We start from the raw sequence: 17,279 nt of genomic DNA on the forward strand, positions 1-17,279 counted from the left end.
AAATTAGAAGCGGTAGTGCGAGAAAGCCTTGTTGGCTTCAGCCATACGGTGCACGTCTTCACGCTTCTTAACTGCAGCACCTTTACCTTCGGCAGCGTCCAACAGTTCGCCAGCCAAACGCAGAGCCATAGACTTCTCGCCGCGCTTGCGGGCGAAGTCTACCAACCAGCGCATTGCCAGGGCGTTACGACGGGACGGGCGAACTTCGACCGGAACCTGGTAAGTAGCACCGCCTACACGGCGCGACTTCACTTCGACCAGCGGAGCGATGGCGTCGAGAGCTTTCTCGAAGATTTCCAGGGGGTCGCTGTTCTTGCGTTCTTTAACCTTCTCCAGCGCGCCATAAACGATACGCTCGGCAACGGCTTTCTTGCCGCTTTCCATTACGTGGTTCATGAACTTGGCCAGGATTTGGCTGCCGTATTTTGGATCGTCAAGCACTTCGCGCTTGGCTGCTACGCGTCTTCTTGGCATGGATAAGCCCTCAAACGGTCTTCAGGTTCGCTCGGAATCGGTGCCCTTTCGGGACGCCTCCGACCTTACTCTTATCGACTCAGAAAAATAGAAAATCAGTTTTTACAAAAAGCCACTACTACTTAGGCTTCTTGGTACCGTACTTCGAACGACCCTGGTTACGACCTTTAACGCCGGAAGTATCCAAAGAACCGCGTACGGTGTGGTAACGAACACCTGGCAAGTCTTTTACACGACCGCCGCGGATCAGTACCACGCTGTGCTCTTGCAGGTTGTGGCCTTCACCGCCGATGTACGAGGAAACCTCGAAACCGTTGGTCAGACGCACACGGCATACTTTACGCAGTGCCGAGTTAGGTTTTTTCGGCGTGGTGGTATACACACGGGTGCATACGCCACGACGTTGCGGGCAGTTCTGCAGCGCAGGCACGTCGGATTTCTCGACGATACGCTTACGCGGCTGACGTACCAGCTGGTTGATAGTTGCCATCTACTAGCTCCACTGTTGTCTTGCGACGCTATTGTCTTGCAAGAAAAGCAAAATGGCAGGAACGAATTCCCGCCAAATTTAGGGGTACAAGAGTCTAAAGAGGATCTTGTCCCCAGTCAAGGCAAGGCCCCGACCTCCCCACTCATCCAACCTCGACAAATTGTCTCGATTGGATGAGCAGGGCTGCCAGGGCCCCACGCTTATTTACTGCAGAACTCAGTTACCGCTCGAGTTCAGCGCTTCGGTCAGTGCAGCTTCCACTTCACTGGCGCTTACGCGCAACGGTTTGTCAGCATCACGGCGGCGCTTGCGCTCGCTGTGATAAGCCAGACCGGTACCAGCCGGGATCAGACGACCCACGACCACGTTTTCTTTCAGGCCGCGCAGGTAATCGCGCTTGCCGGTTACCGCCGCTTCGGTCAGTACGCGAGTGGTTTCCTGGAAGGAAGCCGCCGAGATGAACGATTCGGTGGACAACGACGCCTTGGTGATACCCAGCAGCACGCGAGTGAACTTGGAAACGAATTTCTCGTCGCCAGCCAAACGCTCGTTCTCTACCAGAACGTGAGTCAACTCCATCTGGTCGCCCTTGATGAAAGTCGAGTCGCCGGATTCAGCGATTTCAACTTTACGCAGCATCTGACGCAGGATGGTCTCGATGTGCTTGTCGTTGATCTTCACGCCTTGCAGACGATAAACGTCCTGGATCTCGTTCACGATGTACTTGGCCAGCGCACTCACACCCAGCAGACGCAGGATGTCGTGTGGATCGCTCGGGCCGTCGGAGATAACTTCGCCGCGGTTTACCTGTTCGCCTTCGAAGACGTTCAGGTGACGCCACTTAGGAATCAGCTCTTCGTACGGATCGGTACCGTCGTTCGGGGTGATAACCAGACGGCGCTTCCCTTTGGTCTCTTTACCGAACGCGATGGTGCCGCTGACTTCAGCCAGAATCGAGGCTTCTTTCGGACGACGTGCTTCGAACAAGTCGGCAACACGTGGCAGACCACCGGTGATGTCACGGGTCTTCGAAGTCTCTTGCGGGATACGAGCGATAACATCACCGATCGCAATCTTCGCGCCGTCCGCTACACCAACCAGGGCGTTAGCAGGCAGGAAGTACTGAGCAATTACGTCAGTACCCGGAAGCAAGAGATCCTTGCCGTTGTCATCAACCATCTTCACAGCAGGACGGATATCTTTACCGGCAGCTGGACGGTCTTTGGCGTCGAGTACTTCAATGTTGGTCATACCGGTCAATTCGTCAGTCTGACGCTTGATCGTGATGCCTTCTTCCATGCCCACGTAGGTCACGGTACCTTTCATTTCGGTAACGATTGGGTGAGTGTGCGGATCCCACTTGGCCACGATTGCGCCAGCGTCGACCTTGTCACCTTCTTTAACCGAAATCACAGCACCGTACGGCAGCTTGTAACGCTCGCGCTCACGACCGAAGTCATCAGCGATTGCCAGCTCACCGGAACGGGACACAGCAACCAGGCAACCATCCACTCGCTCAACGTGCTTCAGGTTGTGCAGACGGACGGTACCGCCATTCTTCACCTGAACGCTGTCTGCGGCGGAGGTCCGGCTTGCCGCACCACCGATGTGGAACGTACGCATGGTCAGCTGGGTACCCGGCTCACCGATGGACTGGGCAGCGATAACGCCGACCGCTTCACCGATGTTCACCTGGTGACCACGAGCCAAGTCACGGCCGTAGCACTTGGCGCAAATACCGTAGCGGGTTTCGCAGCTGATCGGCGAACGCACGATCACTTCATCAATGCTGTTCAGCTCGATGAACTCGACCCACTTCTCGTCTACCAGAGTACCGGCAGGAACGATGATTTCTTCGGTACCTGGCTTGAACACGTCACGGGCAATGACACGACCCAATACGCGCTCACCCAGCGGCTCAACAACGTCACCGCCTTCAATGTGCGGAGTCATTACCAGGCCATGTTCGGTGCCGCAATCGACCTCGGTTACTACCAGATCCTGCGCCACGTCTACCAGACGACGAGTCAGGTAACCGGAGTTCGCAGTTTTCAACGCGGTATCCGCCAAACCTTTACGAGCACCGTGAGTGGAGATGAAGTACTGAAGTACGCTCAAACCTTCACGGAAGTTCGCAGTAATCGGCGTTTCGATGATGGAACCGTCCGGCTTGGCCATCAGGCCACGCATACCGGCGAGCTGACGGATCTGCGCAGCAGAACCCCGTGCGCCCGAGTCGGCCATCATGTACATCGAGTTGAAGGATTCCTGGTCGACTTCGACGCCATGACGGTCGATGACTTTCTCTTTCGAGAGGTTGGCCATCATCGCCTTGGAAACTTCGTCGTTCGCCTTGGACCAAAGGTCGATCACTTTGTTGTACTTCTCGCCCTGGGTTACCAGGCCGGAGGCGTACTGACTTTCGATCTCTTTCACTTCATCAGTAGCAGCATTGATGATGCGGGCTTTTTCATCCGGGATAACGAAGTCGTTAACACCGATGGAAACGCCGGAAATGGTCGAATAGGCAAAACCGGTGTACATCAACTGGTCAGCGAAGATCACGGTCTCTTTCAAACCAACCACGCGGTAGCACTGGTTGATCAGCTTGGAGATCGCCTTTTTCTTCATCGGCTGGTTGACGACGTCGTACGACAGGCCAGGTGGAACAACCTGGAACAACAGCGCACGGCCAACAGTGGTGTCGACGATACGGGTGTTCTTGACGCTGCCGCCATCACGATCGTTGACGGTTTCGTTGATCCGCACTTTGACTTTAGCGTGCAGTGCAGCTTCGCCGGCACGGAACACACGGTCAACTTCTTGCAGATCCGCGAACACACGACCTTCGCCCTTGGCGTTGATCGCTTCACGAGTCATGTAGTACAGACCCAATACAACGTCCTGCGACGGAACGATGATTGGCTCACCGTTGGCTGGCGACAGAATGTTGTTGGTCGACATCATCAACGCACGCGCTTCCAACTGGGCTTCCAGTGTCAGCGGTACGTGCACGGCCATTTGGTCGCCGTCGAAGTCGGCGTTGTACGCAGCACAGACCAACGGGTGCAGCTGGATAGCCTTACCTTCGATCAGTACCGGTTCAAACGCCTGGATACCCAGACGGTGAAGGGTCGGTGCACGGTTGAGGAGAACCGGGTGTTCACGGATCACTTCAGCGAGAACGTCCCAAACCTCAGGCAGCTCGCGCTCGACCATCTTCTTGGCAGCTTTGATGGTGGTAGCGAGACCACGCATTTCCAGCTTGCCGAAAATGAACGGCTTGAACAGCTCGAGAGCCATCTTCTTCGGCAGACCGCACTGGTGCAGACGCAGGGTCGGACCTACGGTAATTACCGAACGACCGGAGTAGTCAACACGCTTACCGAGCAAGTTCTGACGGAAACGACCTTGTTTACCCTTGATCATGTCAGCCAGGGATTTCAGAGGACGCTTGTTCGAACCGGTGATAGCGCGGCCACGACGACCGTTGTCGAGCAGTGCGTCGACGGCTTCCTGCAACATACGCTTTTCGTTGCGCACGATGATGTCCGGAGCGGACAGATCAAGCAGGCGCTTCAAGCGGTTGTTACGGTTGATCACTCGACGATACAGATCGTTGAGGTCGGAAGTCGCGAAGCGACCGCCATCCAGCGGGACCAGTGGACGCAGATCTGGCGGCAGAACCGGCAGAACGGTCAGCACCATCCATTCTGGAAGGTTGCCGGAACCCTGGAAGGCTTCCATCAACTTCAGACGCTTGGACAGCTTCTTGATTTTGGTTTCGGAGTTGGTTTGCGGAATTTCTTCACGCAGACGACCAATCTCGTGCTCCAGGTCGATAGCGTGCAGCAGTTCACGGACAGCTTCGGCACCCATGCGGGCATCGAAATCGTCGCCGAACTCTTCCAGCGCTTCGAAGTACTGCTCGTCGTTGAGCAGCTGACCTTTTTCAAGGGTGGTCATGCCTGGATCGATAACGACATAGCTCTCGAAGTAGAGAACGCGTTCGATATCACGCAGGGTCATGTCCATCAGCAAGCCGATACGCGACGGCAGCGATTTCAGGAACCAAATGTGGGCAACTGGGGAAGCCAGTTCGATGTGCGCCATGCGCTCACGACGAACTTTGGCCAGCGCGACTTCAACGCCGCACTTCTCGCAGATCACACCGCGGTGCTTCAAGCGCTTGTACTTACCGCACAGGCACTCGTAATCCTTTACCGGGCCAAAGATCTTGGCGCAGAACAGGCCGTCACGTTCAGGTTTGAACGTACGGTAGTTGATGGTTTCCGGCTTTTTAACTTCACCGAACGACCACGAACGGATCATCTCAGGCGATGCCAATCCAATACGGATGGCGTCGAACTCTTCGACTTGACCCTGGTTTTTCAGCAAATTCAGTAGGTCTTTCAAGGCCTTTCCTCCTGGCGGAGCAGAGAGCGGGCAATCCTGCCCCGCTCTCGATTCGCGTCACGTGTTATTCGGTTTCCAGATCGATATCGATGCCGAGGGAACGAATTTCCTTGATCAACACGTTGAAGGACTCGGGCATGCCCGGCTCCATACGGTGATCGCCATCCACGATGTTTTTGTACATCTTGGTACGGCCGTTCACATCGTCCGACTTCACTGTGAGCATTTCTTGCAGAGTGTAAGCAGCACCGTATGCTTCCAGTGCCCAGACCTCCATCTCCCCGAAACGCTGACCACCGAACTGCGCCTTACCACCCAGCGGCTGCTGAGTAACCAGGCTGTACGAACCGGTAGAACGAGCGTGCATCTTGTCGTCTACCAAGTGGTTCAGCTTCAGCATGTACATGTAGCCAACAGTAACCGGGCGCTCGAACTTGTTGCCGGTACGGCCGTCGGTCAGCTGCATCTGGCCGCTTTCTGGCAGGTCTGCCAGTTTCAGCATGGCCTTGATTTCGCTTTCCTTGGCGCCGTCGAACACTGGAGTGGCCATTGGAACGCCGCCACGCAGGTTCTTCGCCAGATCCAGGATTTCCTGGTCGGAGAAGCTATCCAGATCTTCGTTACGACCGCCGATCTGGTTGTAGATCTCGTCCAGGAATTTACGAAGCTCAGCGACTTTGCGCTGCTCTTCGATCATCCGGTTGATCTTCTCGCCCAAGCCTTTAGCCGCGAGGCCCAGGTGGGTTTCAAGGATCTGACCAACGTTCATACGCGAAGGTACGCCCAACGGGTTGAGGACGACGTCGACCGGAGTGCCATTGGCATCGTGCGGCATGTCTTCAACCGGCATGATCACAGAGACCACACCTTTGTTACCGTGACGACCGGCCATCTTGTCGCCCGGCTGGATGCGGCGACGGATTGCCAGGTAAACCTTGACGATTTTCAGCACGCCTGGAGCCAGGTCATCGCCCTGCTGCAGTTTGCGCTTCTTGTCTTCGAACTTGTCGTCCAGCAGACGGCGGCGATCAACGATATAGGCCTGAGCCTTCTCGAGCTGCTCGTTCAGAGCATCTTCAGCCATGCGCAGTTTGAACCACTGGCCGTGCTCAAGACCGTCGAGAACTTCGTCGGTGATTTCCTGACCTTTCTTCAGACCGGCGCCGCCTTCGGCTTTGTGGCCGACCAGAGCGGAACGCAGACGTTCGAAAGTGGCGCCTTCAACGATACGGAACTCTTCGTTCAGGTCCTTGCGGATCTCGTCGAGCTGAGTCTTCTCGATCGACAGTGCACGAGCATCACGCTCAACGCCGTCGCGGGTGAAGACCTGTACGTCGATGACGGTACCCTTGGTGCCGGTAGGCACGCGCAGGGAGGTGTCTTTAACGTCGCTGGCTTTTTCACCGAAGATGGCACGCAGCAGTTTTTCTTCCGGAGTCAGTTGAGTCTCGCCTTTCGGAGTGACCTTACCAACCAGGATGTCGCCTGCGCCAACTTCAGCACCTACGTAAACGATACCGGCTTCGTCCAGTTTGTTCAGTGCAGCCTCACCCACGTTCGGAATGTCTGCAGTGATTTCCTCCGGCCCAAGCTTGGTGTCACGTGCCACACAGGTCAGTTCCTGAATGTGGATCGTGGTAAAGCGGTCTTCTTGAACAACTCGTTCCGACAGGCAGATGGAGTCTTCGAAGTTGTAACCGTTCCAGGCCATGAACGCGATGCGCATGTTCTGACCCAGCGCCAGTTCACCCATATCGGTAGACGGGCCATCAGCCATGATGTCGCTACGCTGAACCCGATCACCTTTACGCACCAGCGGACGCTGGTTAATGCAGGTGTTCTGGTTAGAGCGGGTGTATTTGGTCAGGTTGTAGATGTCGACACCAGCTTCACCGGTTTCAACTTCATCATCAGCAACACGAACCACGATACGGCTGGCGTCGACGGAATCGATAACGCCACCACGACGAGCCACGACGCAAACGCCGGAGTCACGGGCTACGTTACGCTCCATGCCAGTACCGACCAGCGGCTTGTCAGCGCGCAGGGTTGGTACAGCTTGACGCTGCATGTTCGAACCCATCAACGCACGGTTGGCGTCATCGTGCTCGAGGAACGGGATCAGCGACGCTGCAACCGAAACTACCTGCTTCGGAGAAACGTCCATCAAGGTGACGTCTTCCGGCGCCTTGACGGTGAACTCGTTCAAGTGACGAACAGCTACCAGCTCGTCGATCAGCATTTTCTTGTCGTTCATCGTGGCCGAAGCCTGAGCGATCACGTGATCAGCTTCTTCGATGGCGGACAGGAACACGATCTCGTCGGTGACCAGAGCGTCTTTCACCACACGGTACGGGCTCTCGAGGAAGCCGTACTGGTTGGTGCGCGCATAAGCGGCCAGGGAGTTGATCAGACCGATGTTCGGACCTTCCGGCGTTTCAATCGGGCATACACGACCGTAGTGAGTCGGGTGTACGTCACGAACTTCAAAGCCAGCACGTTCACGAGTCAAACCGCCAGGGCCGAGTGCAGAAACACGACGCTTGTGGGTGATCTCGGACAGCGGGTTGTTCTGGTCCATGAACTGGGAAAGCTGGCTGGAACCGAAGAACTCTTTCACCGCCGCAGCCACTGGCTTGGCGTTGATCAGGTCTTGCGGCATCAGGCCTTCGCTTTCAGCCATCGACAGACGCTCTTTGACCGCACGCTCAACACGTACCAGGCCAACGCGGAACTGGTTCTCGGCCATTTCGCCTACGCAGCGAACACGACGGTTACCCAGGTGGTCGATGTCATCGACGATGCCTTTACCGTTACGGATGTCGACCAGAGTCTTCAGCACCGCAACGATGTCTTCTTTGCACAACACGCCCGAACCTTCGATCTCGGTACGACCGATACGACGGTTGAACTTCATCCGGCCGACCGCAGACAGGTCATAGCGCTCAGGACTGAAGAACAGGTTGTTGAACAGAGTCTCGGCAGCGTCTTTGGTTGGCGGCTCGCCTGGACGCATCATGCGATAGATCTCGACCAGCGCTTCCAATTGGTTGCTGGTGGAGTCGATCTTCAGAGTGTCGGAGACGAACGGACCGCAGTCGATATCGTTGGTGTACAGAGTTTCGATGCGAACAACCTGAGACTTGGCGATTTTTGCCAGGATCTCGGTGTTCAGCTCGGTGTTGCACTCTGCCAGGATTTCGCCGGTTGCCGGATGCACGATGACCTTGGCGGTAGTGCGGCCCAGGACGTAGTCCAGAGGCATAACCAACTCTTTGATCCCGGCTTTTTCCAGCTGGTTAATGTGACGAGCGGTGATACGACGACCCTGCTCGACAATAACCTTGCCCTTGTCATCGAGAATATCGATAACAGCGATTTCACCGCGCAGGCGCTGAGGCACCAATTCCAGGCTGATACTTTCGCCCTGCACATGGAATACGTTGGTGGTGTAGAACGCGTCGAGCACTTCTTCAGTGGTATAGCCGAGCGCGCGCAGCAGTACCGATGCAGGCAGCTTGCGACGACGGTCGATACGCACGAATACGCAGTCTTTCGGGTCGAACTCGAAGTCCAACCACGAACCGCGGTAAGGAATGATACGCGCCGAGTACAACAGTTTGCCGGAGCTGTGCGTCTTGCCACGGTCGTGGTCGAAGAACACGCCCGGGGAACGGTGCAGCTGGGAAACGATTACACGCTCGGTACCGTTGATTACAAAGGTACCGTTCTCAGTCATCAGGGGAATTTCACCCATGTAGACTTCTTGCTCTTTGATGTCCTTGATCGCTTTGTTCGACGACTCTTTGTCGAAAATGATCAGGCGCACTTTTACCCGCAAAGGTACGGCGTAAGTTACACCGCGCAATACGCATTCTTTGACATCAAATGCCGGTTCGCCCAGGCGATAACCGACGTACTCCAGCGCAGCATTGCCGGAGTAGCTGATGATCGGGAAAACGGATTTGAAGGCCGCATGCAGGCCCACGTCGCGGAACTGATCTTTAGTCGCTCCCGCTTGCAAGAATTCACGATACGAATCCAGCTGGATGGCCAGGAGGTACGGCACATCCATGACGTCCGGCAACTTGCTAAAGTCCTTGCGGATACGTTTTTTCTCAGTATATGAGTAAGCCATCAGCGTTCCCCAGCTTGGTCACCTGCTTGTTTGGCCCCTCCCGACGGGAGCAGCCAGAAAATCGTGCAAACCCCATGGTTTGCGCCACCGCATCGGGTGGTTACAGCTCGTTATCAGCACCGACCCAGTCGGCTGCCAATAACGGAAAAAGGCCGGTGGCAAGAGCCACCAGCCATCAGCCTTTCGCTTAACGCTCGGGCTGGAGACGCAAAGTCGATGCTTACTTCAGCTCGACTTTAGCGCCTGCTTCTTCCAGAGTGGCTTTTGCTTTGTCAGCTGCGTCTTTCGAAACAGCTTCCAGAACAACGCCAGGAGCGCCGTCAACTACAGCCTTGGCTTCTTTCAGGCCCAGACCGGTCAGTTCACGTACTGCCTTGATCACGTTAACTTTCTTCTCGCCAGCTTCCAGCAGCATGACGTTGAATTCAGTTTGTTCTTCAACAACGGCAGCGACAGCAGCTGGACCAGCGGAAGCAGCGGCAGCGGAAACGCCGAACTTCTCTTCCATGGCCTTGATCAGCTCAACGATTTCCAGAACGGATTTTTCGCCGATTGCTTCGATGATTTGGTCGTTAGTCAGAGACATGACTATAAATTCCTGTATTGGGGTGACAGCCTACGCGGCCATCGAAATAAACAATAAACGCTGAAAGGAGTCGCTCAGCCTTAGGCTGCGGCAGCTTCTTTCTGGTCGCGAAGAGCCGCCAGAGTACGAGCCAATTTGCTGGTTGCGCCTTGAATCACGCTCATCAGCTGAGAAATTGCTTCGTCACGGGTCGGCAGGCTTGCCAGTACGTCGATCTGATTAGCTGCGAGGAACTTGCCCTCGAACGCAGCTGCCTTGATCTCGAACTTATCCTGACCTTTTGCGAACTCTTTGAAGATACGAGCAGCAGCGCCCGGATGATCTTTGGAGAATGCAATCAAGGTCGGGCCGGTGAACACGTCGTTGAGCACGTCATATTGAGTGCCAGCAACGGCGCGCTTGAGCAGGGTGTTACGTACAACACGTACGTAAACGCCAGCTTCACGAGCCTCTTTACGGAGTCCGGTCATAGCGCCTACTGTTACGCCACGGGCATCAGCCACGACAGCGGACAGAGCAACTTGGGCAGCCTTGTTGACTTCAGCGACGATGGCCTTCTTGTCTTCAAGTTTAATTGCCACGGGAAAAACTCCTGCTTGTTACCGTTTCATCCAACCGAGGCCAGATGTCGTTTTGGTGTCTGATTCGGTAAGGAACCGGGAGCACCATCTGCGTAGGCTTGAGGTTTAAGACTTGCGTCGCCTACGGTCTTGGATAGCCCCCGCCAGGCAGGGACCCCAATCTTTCAATTGGCGCAATCGCTTGCGCCAACCAGTGTCTTACGCGTCGAGCGAGCCTTGGTCGATGACCAGACCTGGACCCATGGTGGTGCTCAGGGTAACGCGCTTGACGTAAATACCTTTCGAGGAAGCTGGCTTGATACGCTTCAGATCAGCGATCAGGGCTTCAACGTTTTCCTTCAGCTTGACGGCGTCGAAGCCAACCTTGCCAACGGAGGTGTGAATGATGCCGTTTTTGTCGGTGCGATAACGAACCTGACCAGCCTTGGCGTTCTTAACCGCGGTAGCTACATCTGGCGTTACGGTGCCGACTTTAGGGTTAGGCATCAGGCCACGTGGACCCAGGATCTGACCCAACTGACCAACAACGCGCATTGCATCCGGGGATGCAATAACTACGTCATAGTTCAGGTCGCCGCCTTTCATTTCGGCAGCCAGATCGTCCATACCTACACGGTCAGCGCCGGCAGCCAAAGCGGCCTCAGCAGCTGGACCCTGGGTGAACACAGCAACGCGAACGGTCTTGCCAGTGCCGTGTGGCAGCACAGTAGCGCTACGAACGACCTGGTCGGATTTACGCGGGTCAACACCCAAGTTTACAGCAACGTCGAACGACTCGCTGAACTTGACGGTCGACAGCTCAGCCAGCAGAGCAGCAGCGTCTACAAAGTTGTAGGACTTGCCTGCTTCGATTTTGCCGGCGATAGCCTTTTGACGCTTGGTCAACTTAGCCATTACACACCCTCCACGTTAAGGCCCATGCTACGAGCAGAACCGGCGATAGTACGCACGGCCGCGTCCATATCAGCTGCAGTCAGATCCGCGTTTTTGGTTTTCGCGATTTCTTCCAGCTGAGCACGGGTAACGGTGCCAACCTTAACTGTGTTCGGACGAGCGGAACCGCTAGTCAGACCAGCAGCTTTCTTCAGCAGAACCGAAGCAGGTGTGGATTTTGTTTCGAAAGTGAAGCTACGGTCGCTGTAGACAGTGATGATCACTGGAGTCGGCAGACCTGGCTCAATACCCTGAGTACGGGCGTTGAAAGCCTTGCAGAATTCCATGATGTTCACGCCGTGCTGACCCAGAGCAGGACCAACAGGTGGGCTTGGGTTAGCCTGAGCGGCCTTCACTTGCAGCTTGATGTAAGCGGTAATCTTCTTGGCCATGAGGCACTCCAATTACGGGTTCGAACGCCTCGAAAGGCTCCCCGGTTACTTGCGCGTTTATCCCAGTGACGACAAAACCCCACAGCCTAGGGCTGCGGGGTTGGGATGCTTGCTCAGCTAGACTTTTTCGACCTGGCTGAACTCTAGCTCTACCGGAGTAGAGCGACCGAAAATGAGCACTGCCACTTGGATCCGGCTCTTCTCGTAGTTAACTTCTTCGACCGTGCCAGTAAAGTCGGCAAACGGACCGTCATTGACACGCACCGACTCGCCCGGCTCGAACAACGTCTTCGGCTTCGGCTTGTCGCTACCATCAGCAACGCGACGCAGAATCGCTTCTGCCTCTTTATCTGTGATAGGTGCGGGCTTATCAGCAGTACCACCGATAAAACCCATCACCCGAGGAGTATCCTTGACCAAGTGCCAAGTACCCTCATTCATATCCATCTGAACCAGCACATAACCTGGGAAGAACTTGCGCTCGCTTTTGCGTTTCTGGCCATTACGCATTTCAACCACTTCTTCAGTGGGAACCAGAATTTCGCCAAAGCCATCTTCCATGCCAGCCAGCTTTACGCGCTCTACCAACGAGCGCATGACATGCTTCTCGTAACCGGAGTAAGCATGCACAACGTACCAACGCTTAGCCACGGGACACCCTTAGCCGACAATCAAGGAAACAAGCCAGCCGAGCAGGGAATCAAGCCCCCACAACAGCAACGCCATAACCAGAACAACAGCCACAACAATCAACGTGGTCTGCGTAGTTTCTTGGCGAGTTGGCCATACGACTTTACGAATCTCGGTGCGAGCCTCCTTAACCAGTACAAAGAAAGACTTGCCCTTGACCGTCTGCAGGCCTACAAAGGCAGCTACAGCAGCAATGGCGAGCAAAGCAAGTACGCGGTACAGGATCGGCGAAGCAGAGTAATACTGATTGCCAACAACGCCAACAACCACCAAAGCAACTACTACTAGCCACTTGAGCAGATCGAAGCGAGAGCCTTGAGCTTCAGCTTTAGGAGTCATCTATGAAGATCCTGTGAAAAGAAAGCCAGACACACCAAGTGAATCTGGCAGGTCAGGAGGGAATCGAACCCCCAACCTACGGTTTTGGAGACCGTCGCTCTGCCAATTGAGCTACTGACCTAAAACAAAATCAGGCCGACCATTATGCCGGCCCGAAAAAGACATTACAACAACTTACTCGATGACTTTAGCTACGACACCAGCGCCGACGGTACGACCGCCCTCACGGATAGCGAAGCGAAGCCCATCTTCCATCGCGATGGTTTTGATCAGGGTGACAGTCATCTGAACGTTGTCACCCGGCATTACCATTTCAACGCCTTCTGGCAATTCGCAGTTACCGGTCACGTCCGTGGTACGGAAGTAGAACTGTGGACGGTAACCCTTGAAGAACGGAGTATGACGACCGCCCTCTTCCTTGCTCAGAACGTAAACCTCTGCAGTGAACTTGGTATGCGGCTTGACAGTGCCCGGCTTGACCAAAACCTGGCCACGCTCAACATCATCACGCTTGGTACCACGCAGCAATACGCCGCAGTTCTCACCAGCACGACCTTCGTCGAGCAGCTTGCGGAACATCTCAACACCAGTGCAAGTGGTTTTGACAGTGTCACGAAGACCAACAATCTCAACTTCTTCCTGAATGCGGACGATGCCACGCTCAACACGACCAGTCACAACAGTACCGCGACCGGAGATCGAGAAAACATCCTCGATCGGCATCAGGAACGGCTTATCAATGGCACGCTCAGGCTGCGGAATGTAGCTATCCAGAGTCTCGACCAACTTCCTGACGGCAGTAGTGCCCATCTCGTTGTCGTCTTGACCATTCAGCGCCATCAGCGCCGAACCAATGATGATCGGAGTGTCATCACCAGGGAAATCATAAGTGCTCAGCAGGTCGCGCACTTCCATCTCAACCAGCTCCAGCAGCTCAGCATCATCGACCATGTCAGCCTTGTTCAGGAAGACAACGATGTACGGAACGCCAACCTGACGGGACAGAAGGATGTGCTCACGGGTTTGCGGCATCGGACCATCAGCGGCCGAGCAAACCAGAATCGCACCATCCATCTGGGCAGCACCGGTAATCATGTTTTTTACGTAGTCAGCGTGACCTGGACAGTCAACATGTGCGTAGTGACGCACAGCCGAATCGTACTCAACGTGAGCGGTGTTGATGGTAATACCACGAGCTTTTTCTTCAGGGGCGCTATCGATCTTGTCGAAGTCAACCTTTGCCGAACCGAAAACTTCGGAGCAGACGCGGGTCAAAGCAGCAGTCAGAGTAGTTTTACCGTGATCGACGTGACCAATAGTACCAACGTTGACGTGCGGCTTATTACGTTCGAACTTTTCCTTAGCCATCAAAATCACCCCCAGGAGAAGAATTGAGCAGGTCAAACAAGCCATTAAAACAAAGGCAGATATTTTCATATCTGCCTTGTTATATGGAGCTCTTGAGCGGATTTGAACCGCTGACCTCACCCTTACCAAGGGTGTGCTCTACCAACTGAGCTACAAGAGCGTAACACTATGCAGGATCTGCAAACTTGGAGCGGGTAGCGGGAATCGAACCCGCATCATCAGCTTGGAAGGCTGAGGCTCTACCACTAAACTATACCCGCGAGCTTGCAGCTCTCGCTAAAAATGGTGGAGGGGGAAGGATTCGAACCTTCGAAGTCGTAGACGTCAGATTTACAGTCTGATCCCTTTGGCCGCTCGGGAACCCCTCCTAAGCGAGCCGGCATTCTATATCATGCCAGCCTTCTGTCAAGCATTTTCTCATTAAAAACCTGAGGTTACCTGCGTTGACGTCACTTTTCAGTGTTTACCGTTAAAGGTCTTCACTGCGAAGCGGGCGCCATTCTATGCAAACTATTCGGCGGGTGCAACCCCCTCACACGGCATTATTTTATGTTTTAACTCATTGAATTCTCTAGAAAGGTTTTTCAGCTGCGAGTCATCCAGCCAACGCCGGCTTTCTGGTGCCACACGCACCCAGTAACCATCAGACTCGGCGGGGGGCCTCAACAAGGACTCAAACTTGATTTCCATGCCACTCAATCGCCGCTCAACCGCCTGAGCCGCCTCCTGACGAGTAAAACCGCCAAGATAGAGGCATCCATCGTCTGCCCGGGCAGGCTTTCCTTTATCACGAGCCGCGTCAGTCGTTTCACTCAACAAGCGAATATCCTGCTGCGACCCCCTATACAAATTCAAAGGGGTTACATCCTTCGCACGCAGAGGAGCCTCTTGCTGGTGCCAGATGTAATAGAACACATTGAGAACAAGCAGCAGCAGAAACAACCAACGCATAAAAACCTCAGGACAAGGGGCACGCCATAGCCAAACCTACAAACACCAGATCAGGAACCACCCTGGCCTCAGGCACGACCTCGGAAACCAGGTATGCATCTCCTCCAGTGAGGAACACAGCAAAATCATCCCCCCAATAGCTACGCGCCAACTCTAGCTGTGTCAGGACAAAGCCTCTCAGCATCAACGAGCATCCCCGCTCGACCGCCTCGACAGTTGTCCGACCAGGAACAAGACTTTCCAGAGCGCGCTCGGCGGCTAGATCACCATAACGAATTCTACGGGTGTGGGTACGCAATTGGTTTCGCATTAGAGGCATACCCGGACATATAAATCCTCCGAGGTGCTCTCCATCCCTAGAGATGAAGTCCGCAGTAACAGCCGTACCAAAATCAAGCACAAGGCACGCACCCGAAGCCAGCTGGAATCCCCCAAGCATCGCCAGCCAACGGTCGAGCCCTAACCGCTCGAACTCCTCATAGCCATTACGAACCCCGGACATCTCGCGGGACGGCGCTGCACATACCACCGACACACCAAAAGCTTCTGTCAGCCGAGAAATCAGTGCATTGGTCTCTTCTGCGGTCCTGACACTGACCAACCGACAAAACTTGAGAGCGAGTCCCTTGAGCGTTCTCAAGCTCTCCAACAAAGCGAGATCCGAATCAACGACACCCTCACCAACCACCCGCAGAACATCCGCGTCGAGCACACGCCACTTGATAAAGCTGTTTCCGCAGTCGAGCTCAAGAATCATCACGCAACCTCAGACTGAGCTCACCACCACTAAAGACTTTTTCCACACCACCCACCCTCAAGCGCAGAGCCCCCTGACTATCAATACCCAGCACTTCGCCTTCTATATGGTTAACACCTGCAATCAACGACACGGCCCGCCCCTGCCAGAGATGATTTTGCTCCCACTCTGCCTGGATAGCTGAAAATCCACCGACTTGATGACGACACAGATATGCCTGGAGCATCACGCCCAACTCCCCGACCAAGTGATTTCGATCAAACACCTTGCCCGACTCTAGCCTCATGGACGTCCACTGCTGATCTACCTCATCGGTAAGCTGCATGTTCACATTAATTCCCACGCCCAGCACAACGTGACACACATCAGCAGGATCTCCCACCAGCTCGAGCAATATCCCGGCAATCTTCTTCTGACCAACCAGAACATCGTTAGGCCACTTCAATCCAGCCCCCGAAATACCGAGTTCACGCAGGGCCTGCATGACGGCAAGCCCAACAACAAGACTCAAGCCTTCCAGCTGACGCATTCCACCTTCAATACGCAGCACGAGGCTGAAATAGATGTTTTCCGCGAATGGACTCGCCCATTTACGTCCACGCCGTCCACGACCTGCAGTTTGCCGTTCGGCAAGCACCAGAAAGGGTGCCGCCTGCCCCCGCTCTATGGCGCGCAAAGCCTCGGCATTAGTAGAGTCAATTGAATCGAAAACCAGGATGGGCCAATCACAAGAAGGCGCCTGCTCTCTTATCTCGACAGGATCAAGCAGCATCAATGGCGCAGCCAGTTGATAGCCGCGCCCCCGCACTTTATGAATGGATAATCCCAGCTCAGCTTCTAAATGCTGAAGCTGCTTCCAAACGGCACTACGACTGACACCCAAGGCGACGCCCAAGGCCTGACCCGAATGGAATCGGCCATCTTTAAGAAGCTTTAACAATGTCAGCATGCAAGTCCCGCCTCACAATGAGGCCCGCATGATAGCCATGCCCCGCGCCATTGCATAGAAACCCTACAGGCCAGTTTTCCTGCGGACGAAACAAAACCCCTACCTGCATACGCAGATAGGGGTTTCGGAATTTAATCTTGACGATGACCTACTCTCACATGGGGAAACCCCACACTACCATCGGCGATGCATCGTTTCACTGCTGAGTTCGGGAT

14 protein-coding genes and 4 tRNA genes are annotated in these 17,279 nt (G+C 54.8%); all 18 read right to left on the bottom strand.

From position 1 onward, the window contains the following. Positions 1-3: 3 nt before the first annotated feature. Positions 4-474 carry a 30S ribosomal protein S7 gene (gene rpsG / locus FQ187_RS17055; RefSeq protein WP_002555493.1) on the bottom strand — a complete coding sequence of 157 codons (471 nt, stop codon included), beginning with the start codon at positions 472-474 and terminating at the stop codon, positions 4-6. Between the two features lie 118 nt (positions 475-592). Continuing rightward, positions 593-964: a 30S ribosomal protein S12 gene (rpsL, locus tag FQ187_RS17060; RefSeq protein ID WP_002555494.1), complete on the bottom strand. Its 372-nt coding sequence runs from the start codon at positions 962-964 to the stop codon at positions 593-595. A 216-nt stretch (positions 965-1,180) separates the two neighbouring features. Beyond that, entirely contained in the window at positions 1,181-5,380 is a 4,200-nt protein-coding gene (gene rpoC / locus FQ187_RS17065; protein WP_149630378.1) for a DNA-directed RNA polymerase subunit beta', read from the bottom strand. A 64-nt stretch (positions 5,381-5,444) separates the two neighbouring features. Then, positions 5,445-9,518 carry a DNA-directed RNA polymerase subunit beta gene (gene rpoB / locus FQ187_RS17070; RefSeq protein ID WP_149630379.1) on the bottom strand — a complete coding sequence of 1,358 codons (4,074 nt, stop codon included), beginning with the start codon at positions 9,516-9,518 and terminating at the stop codon, positions 5,445-5,447. Positions 9,519-9,738: 220 nt separating this feature from the next. Further along, positions 9,739-10,104, bottom strand: a complete 366-nt coding sequence (gene rplL, locus FQ187_RS17075) for a 50S ribosomal protein L7/L12 (protein WP_008145490.1) — start codon at positions 10,102-10,104, stop codon at positions 9,739-9,741. An 80-nt stretch (positions 10,105-10,184) separates the two neighbouring features. After that, positions 10,185-10,685 (bottom strand): 50S ribosomal protein L10, encoded by a 501-nt coding sequence (rplJ, locus tag FQ187_RS17080; RefSeq protein WP_008145489.1) that lies wholly within the window; start codon positions 10,683-10,685, stop codon positions 10,185-10,187. A 198-nt stretch (positions 10,686-10,883) separates the two neighbouring features. Further along, a complete protein-coding gene (gene rplA, locus FQ187_RS17085) occupies positions 10,884-11,579 on the bottom strand; it encodes a 50S ribosomal protein L1 (RefSeq protein ID WP_007896626.1) in 696 nt (231 codons plus the stop codon). After that, positions 11,579-12,010, bottom strand: a complete 432-nt coding sequence (gene rplK / locus FQ187_RS17090) for a 50S ribosomal protein L11 (protein ID WP_003210097.1) — start codon at positions 12,008-12,010, stop codon at positions 11,579-11,581. The genes rplA and rplK overlap by 1 nt, the downstream gene beginning before the upstream one ends. Before the next feature lie 117 nt (positions 12,011-12,127). Then, positions 12,128-12,661: a transcription termination/antitermination protein NusG gene (nusG, locus tag FQ187_RS17095; protein ID WP_007896622.1), complete on the bottom strand. Its 534-nt coding sequence runs from the start codon at positions 12,659-12,661 to the stop codon at positions 12,128-12,130. A 9-nt stretch (positions 12,662-12,670) separates the two neighbouring features. Continuing rightward, positions 12,671-13,039 carry a preprotein translocase subunit SecE gene (secE, locus tag FQ187_RS17100; RefSeq protein ID WP_008145488.1) on the bottom strand — a complete coding sequence of 123 codons (369 nt, stop codon included), beginning with the start codon at positions 13,037-13,039 and terminating at the stop codon, positions 12,671-12,673. A gap of 45 nt (positions 13,040-13,084) precedes the next feature. Then, positions 13,085-13,160, bottom strand: a tRNA-Trp gene (locus FQ187_RS17105). 53 nt (positions 13,161-13,213) lie between these two features. After that, complete coding sequence (gene tuf / locus FQ187_RS17110) at positions 13,214-14,407, bottom strand: elongation factor Tu (RefSeq protein WP_149630384.1); 1,194 nt, start codon at positions 14,405-14,407, stop codon at positions 13,214-13,216. Between the two features lie 84 nt (positions 14,408-14,491). Beyond that, positions 14,492-14,567: transfer RNA gene (locus tag FQ187_RS17115), tRNA-Thr, on the bottom strand. Positions 14,568-14,593: 26 nt separating this feature from the next. Beyond that, a tRNA-Gly gene (locus FQ187_RS17120) sits at positions 14,594-14,667 on the bottom strand. A gap of 23 nt (positions 14,668-14,690) precedes the next feature. Further along, positions 14,691-14,775, bottom strand: a tRNA-Tyr gene (locus FQ187_RS17125). Between the two features lie 142 nt (positions 14,776-14,917). Then, complete coding sequence (locus FQ187_RS17130) at positions 14,918-15,358, bottom strand: hypothetical protein (protein WP_149630380.1); 441 nt, start codon at positions 15,356-15,358, stop codon at positions 14,918-14,920. Positions 15,359-15,365: 7 nt separating this feature from the next. Continuing rightward, complete coding sequence (locus FQ187_RS17135) at positions 15,366-16,115, bottom strand: pantothenate kinase (protein WP_149630381.1); 750 nt, start codon at positions 16,113-16,115, stop codon at positions 15,366-15,368. After that, positions 16,105-17,064: a bifunctional biotin--[acetyl-CoA-carboxylase] ligase/biotin operon repressor BirA gene (birA, locus tag FQ187_RS17140; RefSeq protein ID WP_149630382.1), complete on the bottom strand. Its 960-nt coding sequence runs from the start codon at positions 17,062-17,064 to the stop codon at positions 16,105-16,107. Before birA ends, FQ187_RS17135 begins: the two co-directional genes overlap by 11 nt. Between the last annotated feature and the right edge of the window lie 215 nt (positions 17,065-17,279).

The organism is Pseudomonas sp. ANT_J28 (assembly GCF_008370005.1).
GTDB classification, from domain to species: domain Bacteria; phylum Pseudomonadota; class Gammaproteobacteria; order Pseudomonadales; family Pseudomonadaceae; genus Aquipseudomonas; species Aquipseudomonas frigoris.

Coding starts and splice junctions, on each gene's coding strand:
- rpsG (WP_002555493.1), bottom strand. CDS start 474: ATGCCAAGAAGACGCGTAGCAGCCAAGCGCGAAGTGCTTGACGATCCA.
- rpsL (WP_002555494.1), bottom strand. CDS start 964: ATGGCAACTATCAACCAGCTGGTACGTCAGCCGCGTAAGCGTATCGTC.
- rpoB (WP_149630379.1), bottom strand. CDS start 9,518: ATGGCTTACTCATATACTGAGAAAAAACGTATCCGCAAGGACTTTAGC.
- rplL (WP_008145490.1), bottom strand. CDS start 10,104: ATGTCTCTGACTAACGACCAAATCATCGAAGCAATCGGCGAAAAATCC.
- rplA (WP_007896626.1), bottom strand. CDS start 11,579: ATGGCTAAGTTGACCAAGCGTCAAAAGGCTATCGCCGGCAAAATCGAA.
- rplK (WP_003210097.1), bottom strand. CDS start 12,010: ATGGCCAAGAAGATTACCGCTTACATCAAGCTGCAAGTGAAGGCCGCT.
- secE (WP_008145488.1), bottom strand. CDS start 13,039: ATGACTCCTAAAGCTGAAGCTCAAGGCTCTCGCTTCGATCTGCTCAAG.
- tuf (WP_149630384.1), bottom strand. CDS start 14,407: ATGGCTAAGGAAAAGTTCGAACGTAATAAGCCGCACGTCAACGTTGGT.
- FQ187_RS17130 (WP_149630380.1), bottom strand. CDS start 15,358: ATGCGTTGGTTGTTTCTGCTGCTGCTTGTTCTCAATGTGTTCTATTAC.
- FQ187_RS17135 (WP_149630381.1), bottom strand. CDS start 16,115: ATGATTCTTGAGCTCGACTGCGGAAACAGCTTTATCAAGTGGCGTGTG.
- birA (WP_149630382.1), bottom strand. CDS start 17,064: ATGCTGACATTGTTAAAGCTTCTTAAAGATGGCCGATTCCATTCGGGT.